General features: G+C 72.7%; 26 protein-coding genes and 1 pseudogene. 17 read left to right on the top strand and 10 right to left on the bottom strand.

The features are described 5' to 3' along the window. Nucleotides 1-55 precede the first annotated feature (55 nt). From ACFY29_RS32010 to ACFY29_RS32000, 3 genes are read right to left on the bottom strand one after another with little or no spacing between them, the layout of a single operon-like run. Nucleotides 56-1,300 carry a hypothetical protein gene (locus tag ACFY29_RS32010; RefSeq protein WP_386992081.1) on the bottom strand — a complete coding sequence of 415 codons (1,245 nt, stop codon included), beginning with the start codon at nt 1,298-1,300 and terminating at the stop codon, nt 56-58. A 50-nt stretch (nt 1,301-1,350) separates the two neighbouring features. Beyond that, nucleotides 1,351-1,866 (bottom strand): NUDIX hydrolase, encoded by a 516-nt coding sequence (locus ACFY29_RS32005; protein WP_386992079.1) that lies wholly within the window; start codon nt 1,864-1,866, stop codon nt 1,351-1,353. Continuing rightward, complete coding sequence (locus ACFY29_RS32000; protein WP_386992077.1) at nt 1,859-2,290, bottom strand: OsmC family protein; 432 nt, start codon at nt 2,288-2,290, stop codon at nt 1,859-1,861. The genes ACFY29_RS32005 and ACFY29_RS32000 overlap by 8 nt, the downstream gene beginning before the upstream one ends. Before the next feature lie 94 nt (nt 2,291-2,384). On the opposite strand from ACFY29_RS32000, the gene ACFY29_RS31995 reads away from it, so the two are divergent. After that, the gene (locus ACFY29_RS31995; RefSeq protein ID WP_328417429.1) at nt 2,385-2,876 is read left to right on the top strand and encodes a type II toxin-antitoxin system PemK/MazF family toxin; all 492 of its coding nucleotides are present in this window, start codon (nt 2,385-2,387) and stop codon (nt 2,874-2,876) included. A gap of 22 nt (nt 2,877-2,898) precedes the next feature. Here ACFY29_RS31995 and ACFY29_RS31990 read toward each other — a convergent pair whose 3' ends face one another. Further along, nucleotides 2,899-3,165, bottom strand: coding sequence for a hypothetical protein (locus ACFY29_RS31990; protein ID WP_386992075.1), 267 nt, complete (start codon nt 3,163-3,165; stop codon nt 2,899-2,901). A gap of 270 nt (nt 3,166-3,435) precedes the next feature. Here ACFY29_RS31990 and ACFY29_RS31985 point away from each other — a divergent pair, with 270 nt between their 5' ends. The 3 genes from ACFY29_RS31985 (at nt 3,436) to ACFY29_RS31975 (ending at nt 5,346) form a co-directional block, all read left to right on the top strand. After that, nucleotides 3,436-3,780 carry a metalloregulator ArsR/SmtB family transcription factor gene (locus tag ACFY29_RS31985; RefSeq protein ID WP_328417425.1) on the top strand — a complete coding sequence of 115 codons (345 nt, stop codon included), beginning with the start codon at nt 3,436-3,438 and terminating at the stop codon, nt 3,778-3,780. Further along, nucleotides 3,764-4,237 carry an SRPBCC family protein gene (locus ACFY29_RS31980; protein WP_386992073.1) on the top strand — a complete coding sequence of 158 codons (474 nt, stop codon included), beginning with the start codon at nt 3,764-3,766 and terminating at the stop codon, nt 4,235-4,237. The genes ACFY29_RS31985 and ACFY29_RS31980 overlap by 17 nt, the downstream gene beginning before the upstream one ends. A 95-nt stretch (nt 4,238-4,332) precedes the next feature. Beyond that, a complete protein-coding gene (locus ACFY29_RS31975) occupies nt 4,333-5,346 on the top strand; it encodes a phosphotransferase enzyme family protein (protein ID WP_386992071.1) in 1,014 nt (337 codons plus the stop codon). 24 nt (nt 5,347-5,370) lie between these two features. Here ACFY29_RS31975 and ACFY29_RS31970 read toward each other — a convergent pair whose 3' ends face one another. Next, the gene (locus ACFY29_RS31970; RefSeq protein ID WP_386992069.1) at nt 5,371-6,021 is read right to left on the bottom strand and encodes a GGDEF domain-containing protein; all 651 of its coding nucleotides are present in this window, start codon (nt 6,019-6,021) and stop codon (nt 5,371-5,373) included. A 267-nt stretch (nt 6,022-6,288) separates the two neighbouring features. Between ACFY29_RS31970 and ACFY29_RS31965 the strand changes: the two genes are divergently transcribed. The 8 genes and pseudogenes from ACFY29_RS31965 (at nt 6,289) to ACFY29_RS31930 (ending at nt 12,349) form a co-directional block, all read left to right on the top strand. Next, nucleotides 6,289-6,528 (top strand): DUF397 domain-containing protein, encoded by a 240-nt coding sequence (locus ACFY29_RS31965; protein WP_328417417.1) that lies wholly within the window; start codon nt 6,289-6,291, stop codon nt 6,526-6,528. A gap of 146 nt (nt 6,529-6,674) precedes the next feature. Next, nucleotides 6,675-7,556, top strand: coding sequence for a helix-turn-helix domain-containing protein (locus tag ACFY29_RS31960; protein WP_386992541.1), 882 nt, complete (start codon nt 6,675-6,677; stop codon nt 7,554-7,556). Between the two features lie 107 nt (nt 7,557-7,663). Beyond that, nucleotides 7,664-8,493 (top strand): annotated as a pseudogene (locus ACFY29_RS31955) (SAM-dependent methyltransferase). Beyond that, nucleotides 8,412-8,714 (top strand): zinc-binding dehydrogenase, encoded by a 303-nt coding sequence (locus ACFY29_RS31950; RefSeq protein WP_386992067.1) that lies wholly within the window; start codon nt 8,412-8,414, stop codon nt 8,712-8,714. Before ACFY29_RS31955 ends, ACFY29_RS31950 begins: the two are co-directional and overlap by 82 nt. Before the next feature lie 123 nt (nt 8,715-8,837). Continuing rightward, entirely contained in the window at nt 8,838-9,881 is a 1,044-nt protein-coding gene (locus tag ACFY29_RS31945) for a LacI family DNA-binding transcriptional regulator (protein WP_328417411.1), read from the top strand. A 2-nt stretch (nt 9,882-9,883) separates the two neighbouring features. Then, nucleotides 9,884-10,087 (top strand): hypothetical protein, encoded by a 204-nt coding sequence (locus ACFY29_RS31940; RefSeq protein WP_328417410.1) that lies wholly within the window; start codon nt 9,884-9,886, stop codon nt 10,085-10,087. Nucleotides 10,088-10,156: 69 nt separating this feature from the next. Then, entirely contained in the window at nt 10,157-11,683 is a 1,527-nt protein-coding gene (locus ACFY29_RS31935; protein WP_386992064.1) for a protein kinase, read from the top strand. Between the two features lie 33 nt (nt 11,684-11,716). Beyond that, nucleotides 11,717-12,349, top strand: coding sequence for a histidine phosphatase family protein (locus ACFY29_RS31930; protein WP_386992062.1), 633 nt, complete (start codon nt 11,717-11,719; stop codon nt 12,347-12,349). 14 nt (nt 12,350-12,363) lie between these two features. Here ACFY29_RS31930 and ACFY29_RS31925 read toward each other — a convergent pair whose 3' ends face one another. Both ACFY29_RS31925 and ACFY29_RS31920 read right to left on the bottom strand, forming a co-directional pair. Then, a complete protein-coding gene (locus ACFY29_RS31925) occupies nt 12,364-12,888 on the bottom strand; it encodes a GNAT family N-acetyltransferase (protein WP_386992060.1) in 525 nt (174 codons plus the stop codon). 55 nt (nt 12,889-12,943) lie between these two features. Then, a complete protein-coding gene (locus ACFY29_RS31920) occupies nt 12,944-13,756 on the bottom strand; it encodes a helix-turn-helix domain-containing protein (RefSeq protein ID WP_386992539.1) in 813 nt (270 codons plus the stop codon). A 140-nt stretch (nt 13,757-13,896) separates the two neighbouring features. On the opposite strand from ACFY29_RS31920, the gene ACFY29_RS31915 reads away from it, so the two are divergent. Continuing rightward, nucleotides 13,897-14,265, top strand: a complete 369-nt coding sequence (locus ACFY29_RS31915) for a nuclear transport factor 2 family protein (protein WP_386992058.1) — start codon at nt 13,897-13,899, stop codon at nt 14,263-14,265. Nucleotides 14,266-14,306: 41 nt separating this feature from the next. Then, nucleotides 14,307-14,645: a DUF1330 domain-containing protein gene (locus tag ACFY29_RS31910; RefSeq protein WP_386992056.1), complete on the top strand. Its 339-nt coding sequence runs from the start codon at nt 14,307-14,309 to the stop codon at nt 14,643-14,645. Here the strand turns inward: ACFY29_RS31910 and ACFY29_RS31905 are convergent. The 3 genes from ACFY29_RS31905 to ACFY29_RS31895 all read right to left on the bottom strand — a co-directional run bounded on the left by ACFY29_RS31905 (nt 14,629) and on the right by ACFY29_RS31895 (nt 16,689). Further along, on the bottom strand, nt 14,629-15,069 hold the full coding sequence (locus tag ACFY29_RS31905; RefSeq protein WP_386992054.1) for a VOC family protein: 441 nt from the start codon (nt 15,067-15,069) through the stop codon (nt 14,629-14,631). The genes ACFY29_RS31910 and ACFY29_RS31905 overlap by 17 nt on opposite strands. 71 nt (nt 15,070-15,140) lie before the next feature. Next, on the bottom strand, nt 15,141-15,971 hold the full coding sequence (locus ACFY29_RS31900) for an MOSC domain-containing protein (RefSeq protein ID WP_386992052.1): 831 nt from the start codon (nt 15,969-15,971) through the stop codon (nt 15,141-15,143). 19 nt (nt 15,972-15,990) lie between these two features. Continuing rightward, entirely contained in the window at nt 15,991-16,689 is a 699-nt protein-coding gene (locus ACFY29_RS31895; RefSeq protein ID WP_386992050.1) for a carbon-nitrogen hydrolase family protein, read from the bottom strand. Nucleotides 16,690-16,771: 82 nt separating this feature from the next. On the opposite strand from ACFY29_RS31895, the gene ACFY29_RS31890 reads away from it, so the two are divergent. The 3 genes from ACFY29_RS31890 (at nt 16,772) to ACFY29_RS31880 (ending at nt 19,445) form a co-directional block, all read left to right on the top strand. Continuing rightward, nucleotides 16,772-17,557, top strand: a complete 786-nt coding sequence (locus ACFY29_RS31890) for a DedA family protein (protein ID WP_328417394.1) — start codon at nt 16,772-16,774, stop codon at nt 17,555-17,557. Nucleotides 17,558-17,649: 92 nt separating this feature from the next. Further along, on the top strand, nt 17,650-18,810 hold the full coding sequence (locus ACFY29_RS31885; protein ID WP_386992048.1) for a sensor histidine kinase: 1,161 nt from the start codon (nt 17,650-17,652) through the stop codon (nt 18,808-18,810). Then, nucleotides 18,801-19,445 (top strand): response regulator, encoded by a 645-nt coding sequence (locus ACFY29_RS31880; protein WP_386992046.1) that lies wholly within the window; start codon nt 18,801-18,803, stop codon nt 19,443-19,445. Before ACFY29_RS31885 ends, ACFY29_RS31880 begins: the two co-directional genes overlap by 10 nt. Nucleotides 19,446-20,260 lie beyond the last annotated feature (815 nt).

The following is a 20,260-nucleotide window of genomic DNA, read 5'->3' as shown; positions in this document are numbered from 1 at the left end:
CTGACAAAGCGTGCGGGCCGCCGGCGCTTCGTCACTGCGCACGGAACGCCCTGGCTCAGGCGTCGGCCTCGGGCAGCTCCTCCGGGTCGGCGACCCAGCCGGAGAAGACCGGCACCCCGTGCCAGGGCCCGGTGGTGCCGTCCGGCCGGGTATCGGTGGCGACCGCGACCACCGCGTACGGGTGGCCGAAGCGCAGCTCGGCAGTGCGCGCGACGCCCTCCGGCGGCAGGCTGGTCAGGCCGAACATCCCGGTCACTGCCGCCGCCTCGAAGCCGTACCGGCCGAACCGGGCCATCGCCGCCTGACGCGCCTCGAAGGTCTCCACCGGCAGGGCCAGCGCGGTCGCCAACGTCGCCGACGCGGCCGGGAAGCCCAGTTTCGGAGCCGTCAGGTCATGCTCGCTCCGGGCCGACCAGCAGGGGAGTACCGCGCGGTGGCGCTCCTCTCGGCCGTCGCGGGCCCGGGTCCGTACCCGCTCCTCGCGCAGCGTCCACAGCGAAGTGTCGCCGAGCGGCAGGTCGAACAGCGAGCGGCGACCGGCCGGCTCGGCGCCGCCGGCCGCGCCGGCGCTGAGCTGGTACGCGGCGGCCAGCACCTCGGCCGGCGGGACGTGCGGCGCGGCGGCTACCGAGACGACGACCAGCCCCGCGCCGTCGGTCGCCTGGGCTGTCGCGGCGTGCACGATCACGTCACCGGCCCCCGGGGTCGTCGCGATGGCGGCCCGGTGGCCGTGGCCCGGGCTGCGCAGCGCCCGGCGCAGCTTGGTCGCCCAGGCGCTGTCGACGCCGAGCGCGTCAGCGTCGGCGACCTCGAACGGGTCGGCCCAGGAGATCCGGGTGGCCAGCGCGCTGGCCAGGGCCAGCACCACGTCCGGCCCGACCCGCAGCGGGAACGTCTCGATCAGGCCGAGGGTGTTCTCACGCGCCCAGGCGTCCAGCCCGGCCTGGTCGGGTAGCGCGCCGACCTCGGTCGCCGCCGGCAGCGCGGCCCGCCAGTCGGACGGTCCGCCGTCGCCCTGCCCCGGCCGGTGCCAGAGCGCGGTGGCGGACGCGACCAGCGGATGCGGCGCGTCCAGCAGCGCGCGGGCGACCTCGGCCGCGCTGGCCAGGTCGGTGCCGAGGGCCTCCGCCAACCCGTCGGACGCTCTGCGGTCGACCGCACGGGGGTCGGTCGCCGCCGTGGCGGAGAGCGCGAGCAGCAGCCAGGCGCCGAGCGGGGAGGCGACGTGGTGCTCGGCGCCGATCTGAGCGTGCAGGTTCTCGGCGTACCGGGACAGCGGGCCGTGCAGGTCGCTCGTCATGCCCCCACTCTGCCCGCCGCCGCTCGGTCCGGCATCCTCGCTGACCCGGTTCACGAGAACAGCTCGAACGGTTCGTCGATCTCCTCGCCGGCCAGGAAGGGCGTGATCAGCCGGGGGAGCCGTCCCGGGTAGAAGCGGGCCGAGCTGGCCACCACCTCGGGCAGCGGCCACCAGCGGAAGCCGAAGTAGTCCTCCAGCTCGTAGTCGAGTCGCTGCGCCTCGTCCACGTCCGGACCGGGGCCGTCCAGCCGTACCGCGACGACCACCTCGTCCTGGACGTGGCGTAGTTGGCGGTGCAGGAAGCTCGCGCGCCGCCGCCAGGTCGGCGGGCCCACCTGGTCGGCGGTGACGGCGATGCCGGTCTCCTCCCGCAGTTCCCGCACCGCCGTGTCGCGATAGGTCTCCCCGGGGTCCATGCCGCCGCCGGGCAGCTCCCACCAGGTGCCCAGCCGCGGGTGGTCCGGGTCGCGGGTGTGGAACAGCAGCACCCGGTCGGCGTCGTCGCGGACCACCACCCGCACCGCGCTCCGCTCCAGGATCGGCAGGTCGTTTGGCAGCTCAGTCATCGGTACGCCCGGCGCCGGCGATCTCGGTGCGACCCAGCCGTACGGGGGTGCCACCGCGCAGCGAGTTGGGGATCTCGGCGATCGCGTCCACCCGCTCGACCAGTGCCCGGAGCACCTCCGGCGGGGCGTCGCCCTCGACCCGTACGTCGTAGCGGACCTCCGTGGACACGGCCGGTTCGCCGGTGAAGTCGCCCCGCACCGTCACCTCGACCCGGTGCAGGTCGAGGCCGGCCGCCCGCGCCTCCCGGAACAGGTCGTTGGAGACGCAGCCGGCGACCGCGAGGTAGAGCAGTTGGCCCCCGTTGAATCCGAGCCCGCCACCGCCGCCGTCCACCGGCCGGTCCACCACCAGGGTGTACGCCCCGGCGGAACCGAGTGCCGTAACCGCCCCGGGCAGACTGCTGGTACGTACCTCGATGGTCACTGCGCGCACCTCCGCGTCGTCGCTATGCCGCGCACCAGTCTGCCGTAGTACCGCCCGCTTCGACGGACGCTGCGGGACCGGTAGGCTGCCCGCCGTGGCTGGTCTGTTGAGGAATGTGGCAGCGCGCATCTCACGGGTGGGCGCCGCGATCCCGTCGCCCCGGCGGTCCGGTCCGGCCCCAGCGAAGGTGGCCCGGCAGCGCCAGGTGAGCGCGTTGCAGCGGCGGGAGCTGACCTACGCCCCCGAGCGGGACGGCCAAGCCGACCCCGGGGAGATCGTGTGGACCTGGGTGCCGTACGAGGATGACCCCCGGCAGGGCAAGGACCGGCCGGTGCTGGTTGTCGGCCGGCACAGCCGGACGCTGTTCGGGCTGATGCTGTCCAGCCAGAGCGAGCGGCACGGGCAGCGGCACTGGTTCGCGCTCGGGCCCGGTGAATGGGACCGGGACAACCGGCCGAGCTGGGTCCGGCTGGACCGGGTGCTCACCATGCGCGAGGACAGCATCCGCCGCGAGGGGGCCGTGCTGGACCGGCCCCGGTTCGACCGGGTCGGGCAGGCCCTGCGCGCCGGCTACGGCTGGCGCTGACCGCCCCGCCCGCGGCCGGACGTCAGGCCGGCTCGCGGCCGGCGCCCTTCGCGTCCGGCGGCGGGTACGGCTGTTCGGCAAGCAGCCGGGCCAGGTGTGCGCTGTTGAGTGCCAGCGTCTTCGTGGTGCGGCCGGTGGTGTCGGGCTTGGGGCCGGCATCCTGGTAGTCCAGTGTGTGCAGCGCCTCGCCGACCCAGTAGGTGGCGCCGGCTCCGGCGCAGGTGAACCCCCGTCGACACCCCGAACCGCACGTCGTGGTCGACCACCCGGAGCATCTCGCCGTCCACACCCTGCATGGCGAGTTCGGCCAGCACCTCCCGACCGAGCTGTTCGGAGCTGGACGAGACCGGCGACGGCTTGAGGGTGCAGTTGAGAACGAGGGCGCGGATGCTCGCCACGTCGGTTCCTCTCGGCCGTCGATCGGTGATCGCCACTCATACCCCGGCGCCGGTCCGAATCACACCGGTGCCGGACCGCTTCTCCTGACGGGGTTGACGGAACCCCGGTGAGCGGTATATTCAACCCAACGGTTGATAACCCAGATGGTTGAGAGCGACTAATGACAACAGATCCGGTCAGCGCGGTGTTCGCCGCTCTCGCCGATCCGACCCGGCGGGCCATCCTGGCCCGGCTGGCGGCTGGCGAGGCGACGGTCAACGAGTTGGCGGAGCCGTTCCCGATCAGCGTGCAGGCGATCTCCAAGCACCTCAACGTGCTGGAACGCGCCGGGTTGATCGTGCGGACCCGTGAGGCGCAGTGGCGTCGATGCCGGCTCGACCCGGCCCCGCTGCGCACGCTCGCCGAATGGGTCGAGCAGTACCGCCGGCTCTGGGACGACCGTTACGACAGGTTGGACGACTACCTACGCGATCTGAAGGAGAACAGTGATGAGCGAGCTCCGTGACCTCGTGATCGACCTCCCGTCTGACCGGGAGATCACCCTCACGCGTTCTTTCGACGCCCCGCGCGAGCTGGTCTTCGCCGCGCACACCCAGGCCGAGCACCTGAGGCAGTGGTGGGGGCGGGGCAACCCGCTGGACATCGAGATCGACTTCCGGGAAGGCGGCAGCTACCGCTTCGTCGAACACGCCGAGGACGGCAACGACTACGCGTTCCGCGGCGAGTTCCGGGAGATCGCCGCACCGGAGCGGATCGTGCAGACCTTCGAGTTCGAGGGCATGCCGGGCCAGGTGGCGGTGGAGACGATCATCTTCACCGAGGGCGACGGCGGCACCGTGATCACCAGCACGACCCGGTTCGACACCAAGGAGCAGCGCGACGGCATGGCCGATTCCGGCATGGCGCAGGGCGCCGCCGAGTCGTACGCCGCACTGGACCGGCACCTCGCCACGCTGCGCTGAGCCGGTAGGGCCCGGGTGCCGCGCGCGGCGACGCCCGGGCCGGCGCCGGTCTAAATTCGATGGGCCGGCGGCCCGGCCGATGGCAGGGTGTCCGCATGATCGAGGACGCGTCGCGGCAGGTGGTCGGCTGGGTCCGCGCGGACTTCGGCCTCGACCTGACCACGATGGACGAGGTGACCCACGGTGCCGACCAGCACGCCCGGCTGTGGCTGGCGCGAGCCGCCGACGGCGCCCGGTACGCGGTCAAGCTGAGCGGTGGCGGCACCCCGGCCGGCCTGGTCGTGACGGCGCACCTGGCCGGGCAGGGGGTGCCGGGCATTCCCGCGCCGTTGCGTACCCGCGACGGGCGGCTGTGCGGTGACCGCGACGGCCGCCGCCTCTCGGTGGTGCCCTGGGTCTCGGACCATCGGGCGCTCGACGGCCCGATGACCGAGGCGCACTGGCGCACGTACGGCGAGCTGCTGGCCGCGGTGCACGCGGTGCCGGTGACCGACGAGCTGATGCGGCTGCTGCCGGCCGGCGGCGCGGCGTACCCGGCGATCGTGGCCGGGACCCGCGCGATGGCCGAGCGGTTGCGCGCCCCGGACCCGGCCGACCCCGCCGGCCCGCTGCTGGCCGAGCTGGCGGGCGTCTGGTCCGCGGTGGCCGACCGGGTGTCGGCCCTGACCCGCGAGGTCGAGCGCCGCGCCGCCGACCCGGCCGGGCCGGTCGTGGTCTGCCACGGTGACCCGCACCTGGGCAATCTGCTGCTCGGCCCGGACGGGCAAGTCTGGCTGATCGACTGGGACGACGCGGTGCTCGCCCCGCCCGAGTGTGACCTGATGTTCGTCATCGGCGGGGTGCTCGCCTTCGCACCGATCACCGCCGAGCAGGAGATGGCCGTCCTCGCCGGCTACGGCCGGGTCGACGTCGACCCGGCCCGCCTGGCCTGGTTCCTCGCGGTCCGCGCGCTCGACGACCTGAGCGACTGGACCCGCCAGGCGTTGGACACCGGCGCCAGCGCGGCCGATCGGGCACGGTCAGCGGGGATCGTGCGGGGGTTGGTGTCGCCGGTCGGCCTGGTCACCCTCGCCGACGCGGCACTGCGCGACCTCGACCAGGTGCGTTGACCCCACCCGCGGATCCCCGAACGGTCAGCACTCGGCCACACGTGCGATGTCGACGAGCTGCCGGGGTGACCTGCTGCCGCCGAGACTCTTCGCCTGGTACATGGCCGCGTCGGCGCGGCTGAGCGCATCGGTGAGCTGGGCCGGGCCGGTCACCGGGGCGAGACCAACCGAGGCGGTCACCTGGACGCTGCATCCGGTCAGTCGGATCGGGGCGGCGAGGGTCTCGCTGAGCCGCCGGGTGGCGTGCTCGATCCAGCGCCGATCGACGGTCGGGCTGGCGAGCAGCCCGGCGAACTCGTCCCCGCCGAGGCGGGCGACGAGGTTGTCGCCAGCGAACCCGGCCAGCCGCTCGGCCACGCAGATCAGCACCTGGTCGCCGGCGGCGTGCCCGTACTGGTCGTTGATCTGCTTGAAGTCGTCCAGGTCGAGCACGATGGCGATCAACGGCTGCCCGGCCGCGTCGGTGAGCAGGGTGGCCGCGAGCCGGTAGAAGGCGCGCCGGTTGGGCAGCCCGGTGAGCGGGTCGTGGCTGGCGGCGTGCCGCTCGGCGGCGAGCTCGGCCTGGAGGTGCTCGATCTCGGCCTCGGCGCGCAGCGCCCGTCGGCGGAGCTGCCAGGAGGAGAGCAGCGCGCCCGCGGCGCAGATGCCGGAGGCGACACTCATCGGATCCGGCACGAACACTCCCATCGCCGCGACCGCCTCCAGCCCTCGGCCGGCGCGGCGCGCACGCCGCGTCGGGCCCAGTTTCTCCTGATGGTTGCCCCATTCGGGTAACTCAACGTAAACGGATGGGCACCGTTCACGTGCGTTATCATGCTCGCCGTCCGGTGCAGATGCAATAGCAGATGCACGTGCAGCACCGTCCAATGTCGATACCGCACCCCTCGCCGTCACCGCTCCTCCCACGGGCATCGGCGGGCTCGTGAGCAGAAAGACGCCCTCATGCAGCAGCCTCCGAATGGCGTTCCGATCCATCAGTTGCCTCCGCTGAGCTGGAAGAAGAGTCGCCGCAGCAACCCCAGCGGGAACTGTGTCGAACTCGCCGAACTGCCCGGCGGAGCGGGCATCGCGGTCCGCAACTCGCGACATCCGGAGGGGCCGGCGCTGATCTACACGGTGGATGAGATCGCGGCCTTCGTGCTCGGCGCTCGGGATGGCGACTTCGACCATCTGATCAACTGAGCGTTGCCGATGGACCATCCCGGCGACGGGACTGATTCACCGGTCCGGAGGAGTTCATCTCACTGTCGGTCCATGGCATGCTTACACGTCGGTCGGGCCGGGGTGCCCGACCGCGTGGATCGGTATCCGGAGGTCCGCACGTGACGATGGTTCCCGCCGAGGGCGGCCCGACAACCGGGCCAACCGTGCTGCGCATCCTGCTCGGTGCCCAGCTGCGCCGGCTGCGGGAGTCCAGCGGGGTGACGCGGGAGGGCGCCGGCTGGGAGATCCGGGCCTCCGAATCCAAGATCAGTCGGATGGAGCTGGGCCGGGTCGGGTTCAAGGAACGCGACGTGTCGGACCTGCTCACCCTCTACGGGGTCACCGACGAGCAGGAGCGGGAGGCGCTGCTCAAACTCGCCCGGGACGCCAACAGCCCCGGCTGGTGGCACCGCTACGGCGACGTCCTGCCCACCTGGTTCCAGTCGTACCTGGGGCTGGAGGCGGCAGCCGCGCTGATCCGCAGCTACGAGGTGCAGTTCGTGCCCGGCCTGCTGCAGACCCGGGAGTACGCCCGCGCGGTGGTGCTGCTCGGGCACGGCGCGGCCGGCTCGGCCGAGATCGACCGGCGGGTCGCCCTGCGACTGCAGCGCCAGCAGTTGCTCCACCGGGAGCACCCGCCACAGCTCTGGGCCGTGGTGGACGAGGCGGCGCTGCGCCGCCCGATCGGCGGCGCCGAGGTGATGCGCGACCAGTTGACCGCGCTGATCGAGGCGACCAAGTCGCCGAACATCCGCCTCCAGGTCATCCCGTTCGCCGCCGGTGGCCACGCCGCCGCCGGGGGAGCGTTCACCATCCTGCGCTTCGGTGACCCGGAGCTGCCCGACATCGTCTACATCGAACAGCTCACCAGTGCCATCTACCTGGACAAGCGAGACGACCTGGACTACTACGCGGTGGCGATGGAGCGGCTGTGCGTCGAGGCCGAGCCGCCGGAGCGCACCCCGGAGATCCTCGGACGGCTGCTGGAGGATCTCTATCCAGCGTGACCGGCGACCGGGGCGGTGCCCCGGCCTGGGTGGCCCTAACATGGTCGGCGACCGGTGACGGTGGACAGATGATGCCGGTCGATGCGCGCCGACTCGTGGAGGCAGCCTTGACCACCGATGCTCCCGGCGCGACGGCCGGCGTACCGAGCGACCGGATCGACACCTCGGTGCCCCACCCGGCCCGCCGCTACAACTACTGGCTGGGCGGCAAGGACAACTTCGAGGCCGACCGGGAGTCCGGCGACGCCATGGCGGCCTCGTTCCCGACCATCCGCATCTCCGCACTGGAGAATCGCCGCTTTCTCGGGCGGGCGGTGGGCTACCTGGCCCGCGAGGCCGGCATCCGGCAGTTCCTCGACATCGGCACCGGCATTCCGACCGCCGACAACACCCACGAGGTCGCCCAGGGCATCGCGCCGGAGTCCCGGGTGGTCTATGTGGACAACGACCCGATCGTGCTCGCCCACGCCCGCGCGCTGCTGACCAGCTCAGCCGACGGCGCCACCGCCTACATCGACGCCGACCTGCGCGACCCCGAGCGGATCCTCACCCATCCGGAGCTGCTGCGCACCATCGACCTGTCGCGGCCGGTCGGGCTCATGCTGGTGGCCGTCCTGCACTTCGTGCCGGATGGCGACGACCCGTACGCGCTGGTGCGGCGGCTGCTCGACGCGCTGCCGGCCGGCAGCTACCTGGCCGCCTCTCACGCCACCCACGAGTACCTGCCCCCGCAGGTCGCCGAGGAGGCCAGGGCGGCGGCCCGCACGGCCTGATCAACCTGCGCACCCGGGCCGAGTTCACCGGCTTCTTCACCGACCTCGACGTGGTCGAGCCGGGCATCACCTCGGTCGCCGAGTGGCGGGCCGAGAGCGAGCCGCAGCCGCGCCCCTCAGCGACCGAGGTGAGCATGTACGGCGCGGTGGCCCGCCTGCCCTGACCCCGTCGGGCGGCGCGCTCGTCGGTCCCCGGTTCAGGAGCCGGGTGGTGGTCCAGGAGGTGTACGCCGACGGCGCCCGGCTGACCGAGCTGTCCGCGCTGGTCGACAACGGGCAGTTCGGCCTGCGGTTGGCCGGACGGCTGCCACTGGCCGAGGTGGCGGTGGCGCACGAGCGGCTGGCCGCCGGGGGCGTGCGGGGTCGTCTGGTGCTGGTGCCCTGACGGCTCGACGACGGGATTGGTCGGCGCACGGTATTGACCGACGCCGACCGGTCCGGCTAATCTCTGAATCGATACAGACTGGATCGATACAGAGAGGTGCCGGTGAAGCCAACCCTGCAAGCCGTGGCAGACGCCGTTGGCGTCTCGCGCAGCACCGTTTCCAACGCCTACAGCCGCCCCGACCAGCTCTCCGCCGCGCTGCGCGAACGGATCCTGGACGCCGCCCGGCAGCTCGGCTACCCGGGCCCCAACCCCACCGCCCGCTCCCTGCGCCGCGGCTTCGTCGGATCGATCGGCGTGCTGTTCACCTCGCAGTTGTCGTACGCCTTCACCGACCCGTTCGCGGTCCGCTTCCTCGCCGGGGTCGGCAGCGCGGCAGAGCGGCACGGCACCAGCATGTTGCTGGTGCCGCTGCCGCCGGCGCAGACCGACGCCCGGCGGGCGGTGGAAAACGCTGCGGTCGACGGGTTCTGCGTCTACTGCGTCGCCGACGAGGAGTGGGCGTTGGACGTGATCCGGGATCGCGGGCTGCCGTACGTCAGCACGGCCTCCCGCGACGACGCCGGCCCCGACGAGCGGTTCGTCGGCATCGACGAGCGGGCCGCGGCCCGCAGCGTCGCCGCGCACGTGGCCGGCCTCGGCCACCGCCGGGTGGCCCTGCTCGCCGATGGCGTGTTGCCCGACGCGCCGGCCGGCCGACTCACCCTGTCCGGGGTGAACGAGGCGGTACACCCGACCACCCGAGGCCGGCTCGCCGGGTTCGCCGACGCGTTCGCCGAGGTCGGCGTCGACTGGGCGGAGCTGACCGTGGTCAACGCTCCGGGCAACAGTCGCCAGGCGGCGTCCGCGGCCGTCGCCGGGCTGTTCGACGGGCCCACACCGCCGACCGCCGTGCTGGCCGGCTCCGACGTGCTCGCCCTCGGCGTGCTGGACGCCCTGGCCCAGCGGCCGGCTGGCGAGCGCCCGCCGGTGTCGGTGACCGGCTTCGATGACATCCCCGAGGCCGCGGCTGCTGGCCTCACCACCGTTCGGCAGCCGGCCGAGGAGAAGGGCCGGATCGCCGCCGAACTACTGCTCGACCCGCCCGCGGACACCGCGGCCGGCCACGTGCTGCTGCCCACCGCACTCGTCGTCCGGGCCTCAACCGGACCTGTCCCGAGGAGTTGACCATGGAACACTCGACCGGCTACATCACCGCCCTCGACGCGATGAACCGACACGTCAACTCGGCCCGCCCGGATGCTCCGGTCCAGGTCGAGCGAGTCCGGCCGCCGTTGCTCGCGCCGTCCCGGCGGGCCACCGCCGTCGTCCTGCGCCGGCTCGCCGACCGGATCCAGCCGCGACCGCTGCCCGCCGCAACCCCCTGCTCCTAGCCGACCCGCCGGCCCGGGGCCGGTCCGCCGTCACCCGCGGACCGGCCCATTTCGGTACGTAGGTGAGGAATGGGCCGGTACCGGGCGCTCTGGGTGGTCGAGGGGGACGCGGCCAGGCAGACTGGTGAGGCCATGTCGCCGTTCACGCCCACTCTCCGTCTCCACGACCGCTACGTACTGCACGAGCGGATCGGCCTTGGTGGCATGTCCGAGGTCTGGCGGGCCGACGACGAGGTCCTCGGCCGGCCGGTCGCCGTCAAGGTGCTCGCCGGGCAGCTCGCCGCCGACCCGCAACTGCGGGCCACCATCCAGCGCGAGGCCCGCGCGGCCGCCCGGCTGACCCACCCGCACGTGACCCAGGTGTACGACTACGGCGAGGCGACCCTGGCCGGCGGCGCGGTGGTGCCGTACCTGGTGATGGAGCTGGTCGACGGGCACAACCTGGCCGACCGGCTGCGGACCGGCCCGCTGCCCTGGCCGGAGGCGGTCCGGGTGGCCGGGCAGATCGCCGCGGCGCTGGCCGCCGCGCACCGCATCGGCGTGGTGCACCGCGACGTCAAGCCGGGCAACGTCATGCTCACCGACACCGGCGCCAAGGTGCTCGACTTCGGCATCGCCGCGCTCGGCGGGCCGCACCACCCGCTCGGCGGCCAGACCGGCGAGCCGCTGATGGGCACGCCTGCCTACTTCGCACCGGAGCGACTGGCCGCCGGCCCTCCGGACCCGGCCAGCGACGTGTACGCCCTCGGCGCGCTGCTCTACCGCACGCTCACCGGGTGGGCACCGCTGCCCGTGCAGAGCTGGGAGGACGCGCTGGAGGTGCACCGGCGGGGCACTCCGGTCCCGCCGCTGCGGGTGCCCGGCCTGCCAGCCGACATCGCCGAGCTGACCATCGCCTGCCTGGCCGCCGACCCGGCCCGCCGGCCGACCGCCGCACAGCTCGCCACCCGGTTCGGTGCCGGCCAGCCGGTCGAGCCGCCCACCGAGATGCTGCGCGTCCTGCCGTCAGCGCACTCGGCCCACCCGCCCACCCTGATCGACCGCTCGGCGGCCCGCCCCCACCCCACACCGGCTGACGCCCCGCCCCGCCGCCGGTCACGACGACCCCTCGCTGTGCTGGCCACGGCCGGTCTCGCGGCGCTGGTCGGTCTCGGCGCGCTGCTCGCCCAGAGCGTCGGCTCGCCCGACTCGTCACAGGTCGCCGACTCACCGTCGGCCACCGCCCCGGCACCGTCGACCACCAGCCAGTCGCCGACGCCGGCGGCACCATCCTCGCCGCCGGCCAGCAGCTCCGCGCCTCCGACCATCGGTCAGCAGGTGCCGGTCAGCCTGCGGCAGGTAACCACCGCGTTCGCCGCGGTGCTCGCTGAGGCGCAGGCCCGCGACGAGATCGACCGGAGGACCGCCGAGGATCTGCGCGACGATCTGGAGGACCTCAGCCGCCGTTCGAAGGACCGCGCCAAGCACGTCACCGAGCTGCGGGAACGCATCGCCGAGTTGGTGGACCGGGACCGGCTGTCGGCGCGGACGGGCGCACAACTCGATGCCCTGCTCAGTCAGGCCACCGGCTTTTCCACCGGCCGTACGGACGACTGATACATCTACCAGCACCGCTGGCATGATGGTCCGATGCGGACGCGGCTGATCTTCGTACGACATGGCGAGTCGATCCACCACGTCGAGGGGATCGTGGGCGGCCCGCACGGTTGCCGGGGCCTGACCGACCTGGGCCACGATCAGGCACGTCAGTTGGCCCGGCGGCTCGCCGTGGACCTTGCCGCCGACAGACCAGCCGCCGTGTACTCGTCCGTGCTGCGCCGGGCCGTCCAGACCGCTCAGCCGATCGCCGCGGCGCTGGGCGTCAATCCGGTCGCGGACTGTGGTCTGTGCACCTGGCACACGCCGCCGTACGCCGACGGTCTGCCGATCAGCCGGTTCCAGGCCGACTACGCGGCGGAGGGTGGGGGCGTGTTCCGGCCGTTCGAGAAGGGCAACGAGAGCTGGGCCGAGTTGGTCGTCCGCGTCAGCCGCGCGATCATGGAGATCACACAACGACACCGGGGTGCCACGGTGCTGCTGGTCGGACACACCGAGACCGTCGAAGGCGCGTTCCACGCGCTCGGCGCTCAGCCGCTCTACCGGGCGTTCGACCTGGGGGTGGCCGCAGCCTCGATCACCGAATGGACCACGGACGACGACACCGCCAGCTGGCCGCCGGCCCGCTGGACCCTGCGACGCTTCAGCGACACCGGGGGCGTGTGACAGCCGACGGCGGGCTAGAGCTTGATCCAGTACCGCCGCACCGCGCCGTGTTCGGTGTCCCGGATGTCCTCGAGGGCACCGCCGTGGTGCTCGATCGTCCTCGCTGAGGCGACGTTGTCCACCGCACAGGTGACCAGCACCTGATCCAGGCCGAGGGCCCGTGCCTCATCGAGCATCCGGCCCAGCGCCCAGGTGGCCAACCCACGCCGGCGCGCGGACGGCCGGATGCCGTAACCGATGTGGCCGGCGACCCGCAACAGGTAGTCGTCGAGCCCGTGCCGCAGCGCAATCCCACCGAGCACCTCGTCACCTTCGACGATCCATCGGTACGTGCACCGCACCTGTCCAGCGGCCAGCGGCTTCGCCGGGTCCGACTCGTCCGCGAGCCGGCCCACCCAGGCTGCGAACTCGTCAGGCGAGCGCACCTCGTCGGACGGCCGCAGCCCGAAACCATCCTCGTGGAGGCCGGGACCCCACTCGGCATGCGCCTTGAGCCAGGCGGCGTGCAGGCGGACGGTGGGAGCGATCAGCTCGGGCATGGGGCGACGGTATCCGCCCGGGCGGCGTACCGACACCGGAGCCGGTGGTGAAGTGTCACGTGCCCGTGCCGACCCCCGACATGGCGAGGGCCTGGAGCGTTTCGGTGGTCGCCGAGTCGGCAGGGAAGAAGGCCTCGACGGCCAGCCCGGAGACGGTGACATCCAGCGGCGTGCCGAAGAGGGTGGTGGTGCTGAAGAAGGACATCTCCTGGTCGTTGTGGCGGTACCGGAGCGGGATGACGATGCGCGAAACCGCCTCGCTGATCGGTGCGCCGTGGCCGTTGCCGCCGGGGTAGCCGCGAAGCTCCTCGTGCAGGTCGTACAGGACCGGGTCGTTGGTTGTCACGGCCTGCTGCCGCAGCCGGTTGAGCAGGTGGGCGCGCCACTCGGGCAGGTTGAGGATTCGCGGGGCCATGCCGTCGGGGTGCAGGCTGAGCCGCAGCACGTTGATCGGTGGAGTCAGAAGGCGGGGCTCGGCGCCGGCGGTGAACAGGGCGACGGCAGGGTTGGCTTCGACGAGTTGCCAGTGCTGGTCGACGAGCAGCGCCGGGTACGGGCTGTGTCCGTCGAGGATCTGTCGTATGGCGGCGCGTACCGGATCCAGTTCCGGATCGCTCAGCTCGTGGCTGGAGTAGGCGGGCGCGTAGCCGCCGGCGAGCAGCATCGTGTTGCGCTCAGCCAGCGGCATGTCGAGCTGCTCCGCCAGCCGCAGGATCAGCTCCGGGCTCGGACGAGATCGCCCGGTCTCCACGAAGCTCAGATGCCGGGCGGACACTCCCGCCTCGATCGACAGGTCGAGCTGACTCATTCCGCGAGTTCGGCGCCAGTCGCGCAGCAACTCCCCGACTGGTCGCCCGGGCCTGGTCATGGTCCTCACGCCCCGACCCTAGTGACCGCATCGGCGCACCGGCCATTACCTGCGACGTAATCGACAAGGTGCCAGGGCGCCGAGATCATTTCTTCCAGAGGCGACAACCCGCCCCATCCCTAGCGGGCAAGGAGAGATCCGTGGCTACCACCTTCGATGAGCTGGCCGAGCGGTATATCGCGATGTGGAACGAGAGCGATCCGGCGAGGCGGCGCCGGGACATCAACGACCTGTGGGCCCCCGAGGGCCGCTACGTCGACCCACTGGCCGTCGCCGAGGGCCGGGAGGCGATCGACGCGACGATCGCCGCGGTGCAGAACCAGTTCCCCGGCATGACGTTCCGGTTGGCCGGACCGGTCGACGGCCACCACAACCAGGTCCGCTTCACCTGGGAGCTCGGGCCGGAAGACGTCGAGGCGCCGATCGTGGGCTTCGACGTCGCAACGACCGACGAGGACGGACGGCTGACCCAGGTCCTGGGTTTCCTGGACCGCGTCCCGACGGCGTAATTGACTCCCAGGGCCGACCGCCCGTAACGAACGGAGAACCCATGACCGCGTACGCGCTTGCGCACCTGCGCAGAGCACCCATCCACGCCGACGTGTTGGAGTATCTGGAGCGTATCGACGCCACCCTCGCCCCCTTCGGTGGCCGGTTCATCGTCCACGGCGGCACCGTTGACGTGATGGAAGGCACCTGGCCGGGCGATGTGGTGATCATCGAATTTCCCGACTTGCCCACGGCTCGCTCCTGGTATCACTCCAGCAACTATCAGGAGATCAAGCCCTTGCGGACAAGGCACCTCGCCGGCGAGGCCATCCTGGTGGACGGAGTGGAGCCCAACCACAGCTCAGCGCAGATGGCCGCCGAACTCAGCCAAAGGAGATGAGGGCGCCCCGTTCGTCAAAACGGGCCGTGCCCGCCCACGCGAGCTCCCAGCGGTTGCCCTCCGGATCTGCGAAGTAGCCCGAGCGCCCACCCCAGGCCCGGTCGGTCGGCTCCGCGACCACGGTGGCGCCCGCCGCGACGGCCGTGGCGAAGGCCGTGTCGACGGCCTCGCGGCTGTCGACGTTGCAGGCCAGCGTGACGCCGGACCAGCCGCCCGCCGGATCTGCCACGCCGGGCGCCGCCTCGGCCGCCAGCTCGGGCAGCGGATAGAGCGCGAGCAGAACGCCGCCGAGCAGGAACGCCGACCAACCGTCGTCACTGGACGGCAGCTCGGGCCAGCCCAACGAACGGTAGAACGAGCGCAACGTGCCGATGTCGCGCGTGCCCAGCGTGACGACGGACAGTCGAGAAGGGAGCGTGCTCATGTGGCGATGATGCCCGGCCCGTACGACATCGGCCGGAGCCGCGCCGAGCGTCATGAGTTGGCGGGCGAGAATCAGCCGATCGTGACGGGATCGCCCTCCGCCACCCGGCCGGGACGGAACACCCGGGCGTACGCGCCGACGCACGGCTGCGGGCCCAGGCCCGGCAACGGCTCGATCCGGTTCAGCCGGGCCGGCACCCGCAGCGCCTCGGTCTCCCGTGGCAGCGGGCCGTGCGCCAGCGTCGGCACCGCGCAGCGCGGCGTCAGGGCGAGCACGGCGAGCACCAGGGCCGGGCCGATCCGCAGCTCCCGGCCCACCCAGCCGTTCTCGGCGAACGCGTCCCCGGACGTGTCGAGCACCAGGTTGGGTCGGTAGCGTTCCACCGTCCCAGCCTCGGGCGGCAGGTCGGCGGCGATCCGGTCCAGGGTTGCGGTGGTGACCAGATGGATCGGGGCGAAGTCGAAGAAGGTGCCGGGCGCGGCTGACCCGAGCCGGCTCTCGTCCGCCGGGACCTCGTCCGCCAATCCGGCGGCCAGCACCGCGTCCGGGTGGGAACGCAGCAGCGTGGCGCCGGCCGGTACGGCGTCGACCAGCGTCACCGAACGGCCCGCCGTCGCGGATAGCACCACGTCGATGTCGGGCTCCGCGGTCGACAGGTGCCGGCCGTCGGGCAGGGTGATCCGCACCGCGTCGGGTGCCGTGCCGGCCGCCCGCAGGGTGAGCAGGGTGCGCCACCGGTGCGGTTGCTTGGCGCTGGCAACCCGACCGGTGGCCCGATCCAGCAGGGCCAGCGCGCGGTCACCCGCGACGCCGGTCTCGCCCACGTCGGCGGCCGGCAATCGCTCGCCCAGCAACGACTTCACCGGATAGCGCCGCAACTGCACCAGCCGCCCAGAGATCACCGGCCCACCCTAACCGCGTTCAGTCGAGGCTGGCGCGGAGCAGCTCGCCCGGCTCCGTGCCCGTCCGGCCGTACACCTCGGCCTTCGGCGACCAGATGGCGGACCGACCGGCTGCTTCGCTGTAGCCGCCACCGGTCGACCCGGCGAAGCTCGCCATCGCCACCCAGACCCGGTGCGCGGTGGCGATCCGGTGCGCCCGCTGGTCCGACACGTCGGCGTCGCTCGCCGACTCCAGCACGCCCGCCGCGTACACGTCGATCCCGAGCGCGGCGGTCCGCGCCGCGTGCGCGGCGACTCCGGTGTCCTTGCAGATCGCCAGCCCCACCCGCCATCCGTCCACGTCGAGCACGGCCGGCGCGTCGCCCGGCCGGAACCGGCGGGCCTCCACGTCGCCCAGCCACATCTTCCGGTACGCCACCGTCACGCCAGCGCCGGTCACCGCCAGCATGGCGATGTGGTCACCGGCGACCGGCGCTCCGGCCAGGGCCAGCGCGCCCGTCTCGGCGCACGCCTCGACCAGCGGCGTCAGTCCGGGGTCGTCGACTGGCACGACCGGGGCGTTCAACTCGTACCCGGTCAGGGACAGCTCCGGAAAGAGCACCACCCGGGCGCGCGCCGCGCGGACTGCGGCGGCGTGCGTCCGCGCGTTCGCCGCGACGTCCCGGGGTACGCACAGTGGCTGCGCCACAGCGAACCGTAGCGGGGTGCGGTTTTCCACACCCCCGGGGCTGTGGTCGGGCCGCGCGGCCGGGTGGTCGACCCCATGGTCGGCTCTCAGGATCACTTCGTAGCGTGGGGGCATGATTCGAACGTCCCACGCCGTGCTCGCCACCGGAACCCCCATCGCTGAGGCCGGACCGCCCCAGGATGGCTTGGTCGGCTACGTCAGTGACCTGGTGGAACGACTCGGCGGGCCGGGCGCCGGCTTGGCGGTGGCGCTGGAGAACCTGTTCCCGCCGATCCCCAGCGAGGTGATTCTGCCGCTGGCCGGGTTCGTCGCCGCGCAGGGCCGGATCAGCCTGATCGGTGCGATCTTCTGGACCACCCTGGGCTCGGTGGTGGGTGCGCTGGCGCTCTATCTGATCGGTGCGTCGCTGGGCCGGGACCGGATGCGCGCCATCGCGGCCCGGCTGCCGCTGCTGAAGCTCAGCGACGTGGACCGGACCGAGGCGTGGTTCCTCCGGCACGGCGTGAAGGCGGTCTTCTTCGGCCGGATGATCCCGATCTTCCGGAGCCTGATCTCCATCCCGGCCGGGGTCGAGCGGATGCCCGTCGGCACATTCCTGCTCTACACCACGCTGGGCAGCCTGATCTGGAACACCACCTTCGTGCTCGCCGGCTACCTGCTCGGCGACAACTGGCACCTCGTCGAGGGGTATGTCGGCGTGTTCCAGAACGTGGTGATCGTGGCCGTCGTGGCGGCCGTCGCCTGGTTCGTCGGGTCTCGCGTGCTGCGGGCCCGTCGCGCCGCCCGCAACCCCGAGCCGGCCCCCCTCGACCACCAGGGGGCGGGGCACGGCGTACCCGACCCGGGCGGTCGCGGCACTCTCTACCGCAGCGGCTCGTGGGCCTCGGACGAGCGCTAGACCGGCAGTCGGGCGGGCGTCAGGTGGTCGTGGGGGAGCGTCGGTCCGGCCGGTGGTGGCGTCGGCTCCAGCAGTCGGGCGGGCAGCAGGTAATGGCGGGAGAGCGTCGGACCGGCCGGTGGTGGCACCGCCTTCGGCTGCCGGTCGGCGTCGCCGCCGGGACCGCGACCGCCGCCGTCGGGCTGGTCTTCCTGGCCGTCGCGGCCGTCGCGCTCGCGGGGTCCGCGCTCGCGCCCCCGGCCGGCCGCCGGGCCGCTGGCCTGACGAAGCGGTACGCCGCACTGCTGGTGCGCGTGGAACGCCGCCGGCTGACGGGGCTGCTCGCCGCGGGTGAGCTGCCCGCACCGGTCGGCGCGGCGACCCGGCGGCAGGTCGGCTACCTCGCCGCCCGGCTGCTGCCCGGCGTGCTCGGCCTGTTGGCGTACGCCGTGCTGGGCGTCGGCGTGGTACTGGCCGCGATCGTGCTGCGTGCGGCGGTGCGCGGCGAGCTGACCCCCCTCGACGCGCTGGCCCAGGTCGCCGTCGGAGCGGTGCTGCTGCTGCTCAACGTCCAGGCCATCGTCAGCGTCGCCGCGCTGGACATTCGGCTGGCCCGGCGGCTGCTCGGCCCGGGAAGCCGGGCGGAGCTGGCGGCGCGGGTCCGCGAGCTCACCACCAGCCGGGCCGGGGTCATCGACGCCGTCGACGCCGAGCGGCAGCGCATCGAGCGCGACCTGCACGATGGCCTCCAACAACGGCTCGTCGCGCTCGGCATGCTGCTCGGCCGGGCCCGACGCACCCGGGACGCCGACCGCTCCCGCGCGCTACTCGCCCAGGCACACGAGGACGTACAGCGGGCCGTCGAGGAGTTGCGCGAGGTGGCGTGGCGGGTCTACCCGTCGGCGCTGGACGGCAGCGACCTCGGCGAGGTGCTCGCCATGGTCGCCCGCCGCTCCGAGGTGCCGGTGCGAATCCGCTGCGAGCTGCCGGTCCGCCCCGAGCGGCAGACCGAGACGGTGCTGTACTTCGTGGCCTGCGAGGCGCTCACCAACGCCGCGAAGCACGCCGCCGCTACCGTGGTCACGGTCGAGATCGGGGTACGGGAAGGGATGGTACGGATGCGCGTACACGACGATGGCGTGGGTGGCGCGGACCCGGCCGGGCGCGGGTTGTCCGGGCTGGCCCGACGGGTCGCCGCGCTGGACGGCCGGCTGCGGGTGACCAGCCCGGTCGGCGGTCCGACCACCGTGCTCGCGGAGCTGCCGTGCGGGTAGTCCTCGCCGAAGACTCGACGCTGCTCAGGGAGGGCCTGGCGCGGCTACTCGCCGAGGAGGACCACGAGGTGGTCGCGGCGGTCGGCACCGCCGACGAGCTGGTCGAGGCGGTCGAACGGTCCCGTCCCGACGTGGTCGTCACCGACGTCCGGATGCCGCCCACGCACACCGACGACGGGCTACGCGCCGCGCTGGAAATCCGCCGACGCTGGCCCAGCACCGCCGTCCTGGTGCTCTCCCAGTACGTGGAGCGGCGGTACGCCGGCCGGCTGCTCGCGGACCGCCCTGAGGGAGTCGGGTACCTGCTCAAGGACCGGGTCGCCCAGGTGGACGACTTCCTCGACGCACTGGACCGCGTCGCCGCCGGGGGCACCGCGCTCGACCCCGAGGTGGTCCGGCAGGTGGTCGCCGGCTCCGACCGGCCGGACCCGTTCGGTCGGCTGACCCCGCGCGAACGGGACGTGCTGCACGAGATGGCCCAGGGGCACACGAACGCCGCCATCGCCCAGCGGCTGCACGTGTCGCAGAGCGCGGTGGAGAAGCACGTCAACGCCATCTTCGACAAACTCGACCTCGCCCACGTGACCGGTTACAGCCGCCGGATCCTCGCCGTGTTGCGTTACCTGGGCACCTGACGCGTCCGCCTACCGGTGCGCCGTGGGTGATCGACTCGGTATCGGCGATGTCGCGGCATCCCGCCGCGGTGATGGCCCCATGTCGGCGATCTGGAGTCGATCACCGCCAAGCACCCGTTTCGGGTGGTGTGGTTTTCGGGTCCTGATGGCCACGATTCCCTCTGTGGCGCTCGGTGCCCGCTTACCGGCATCGGGTCCTCGCGGCGCCGCACCTCCTGGGCATCTGGCGCGCCCTCGCACCACTGGTGTGGCGTGGGTGTGATCGACTCGGTGTCGGCGATGTCGCGGTATCCCGGCGCGACGATGCCCCCATCTCGGCGATCTGGAGTTGACCATGGCCAGCCGGCCCGGTCTGACGCCGGGACGGTGGCCGGGCGCGCGTCGAATGTCCGGTTGACGCCGGGAGCGGTGGGTGGTCCGGGCGCCGAATGTCCCTTATCGGGGGCCGTGGGGTGTGACCGGCTGCACTCGTCCGGTGGAATGGGGGCCGGCCCGGGGTCGTTACATACCCTGACGATCGCAGTACCACGGCCCGCCGCCCCACCCCCCGGGGTTGGAATGCCAGGCCAAGCCCGGTCGTTACAGATCCCCTGAACGACCGCACCCGCGCCCCGCTCGACAGGGTGCCGGCGGATGGGCCAGGCCCGGAATGATGTCGGCCCGGCGGTCGTTACACACAGACCCGGCGCCACGAGCCCCCCGCCCGTTGGCCGCCGAAAGGACTTTGTTGTTAGCGCCGGACGAGGTGCTCGCACCCGGTAACGCCGATCCCCCGGTCGGTTGGGTGTTTACCCCCGTGAAGGAGCTACCCCCAT

Origin of the sequence: Micromonospora sp. NPDC000668, assembly GCF_042897975.1 — a bacterium.
GTDB lineage: Bacteria > Actinomycetota > Actinomycetes > Mycobacteriales > Micromonosporaceae > Micromonospora.
Note: the sequence above shows the minus strand (reverse complement) of the source record. Positions and strands in the feature narration are given on the sequence as shown.

Bases quoted from the DNA above. Each gene is read 5' to 3' on its own strand.
- ACFY29_RS32005 (WP_386992079.1), bottom strand. From the start codon at position 1,866: ATGACTGAGCTGCCAAACGACCTGCCGATCCTGGAGCGGAGCGCGGTG.
- ACFY29_RS31910 (WP_386992056.1), top strand. From the start codon at position 14,307: ATGACCGCGTACGCGCTTGCGCACCTGCGCAGAGCACCCATCCACGCC.
- ACFY29_RS31960 (WP_386992541.1), top strand. From the start codon at position 6,675: ATGGTTCCCGCCGAGGGCGGCCCGACAACCGGGCCAACCGTGCTGCGC.
- ACFY29_RS31885 (WP_386992048.1), top strand. From the start codon at position 17,650: ATGGCGGGAGAGCGTCGGACCGGCCGGTGGTGGCACCGCCTTCGGCTG.
- ACFY29_RS31930 (WP_386992062.1), top strand. From the start codon at position 11,717: ATGCGGACGCGGCTGATCTTCGTACGACATGGCGAGTCGATCCACCAC.
- ACFY29_RS31925 (WP_386992060.1), bottom strand. From the start codon at position 12,888: ATGCCCGAGCTGATCGCTCCCACCGTCCGCCTGCACGCCGCCTGGCTC.
- ACFY29_RS31935 (WP_386992064.1), top strand. From the start codon at position 10,157: ATGGGCCGGTACCGGGCGCTCTGGGTGGTCGAGGGGGACGCGGCCAGG.
- ACFY29_RS31905 (WP_386992054.1), bottom strand. From the start codon at position 15,069: ATGAGCACGCTCCCTTCTCGACTGTCCGTCGTCACGCTGGGCACGCGC.
- ACFY29_RS31965 (WP_328417417.1), top strand. From the start codon at position 6,289: ATGCAGCAGCCTCCGAATGGCGTTCCGATCCATCAGTTGCCTCCGCTG.
- ACFY29_RS31920 (WP_386992539.1), bottom strand. From the start codon at position 13,756: ATGACCAGGCCCGGGCGACCAGTCGGGGAGTTGCTGCGCGACTGGCGC.
- ACFY29_RS31940 (WP_328417410.1), top strand. From the start codon at position 9,884: ATGGAACACTCGACCGGCTACATCACCGCCCTCGACGCGATGAACCGA.
- ACFY29_RS32010 (WP_386992081.1), bottom strand. From the start codon at position 1,300: ATGACGAGCGACCTGCACGGCCCGCTGTCCCGGTACGCCGAGAACCTG.
- ACFY29_RS31975 (WP_386992071.1), top strand. From the start codon at position 4,333: ATGATCGAGGACGCGTCGCGGCAGGTGGTCGGCTGGGTCCGCGCGGAC.
- ACFY29_RS31985 (WP_328417425.1), top strand. From the start codon at position 3,436: ATGACAACAGATCCGGTCAGCGCGGTGTTCGCCGCTCTCGCCGATCCG.
- ACFY29_RS31890 (WP_328417394.1), top strand. From the start codon at position 16,772: ATGATTCGAACGTCCCACGCCGTGCTCGCCACCGGAACCCCCATCGCT.
- ACFY29_RS31980 (WP_386992073.1), top strand. From the start codon at position 3,764: ATGAGCGAGCTCCGTGACCTCGTGATCGACCTCCCGTCTGACCGGGAG.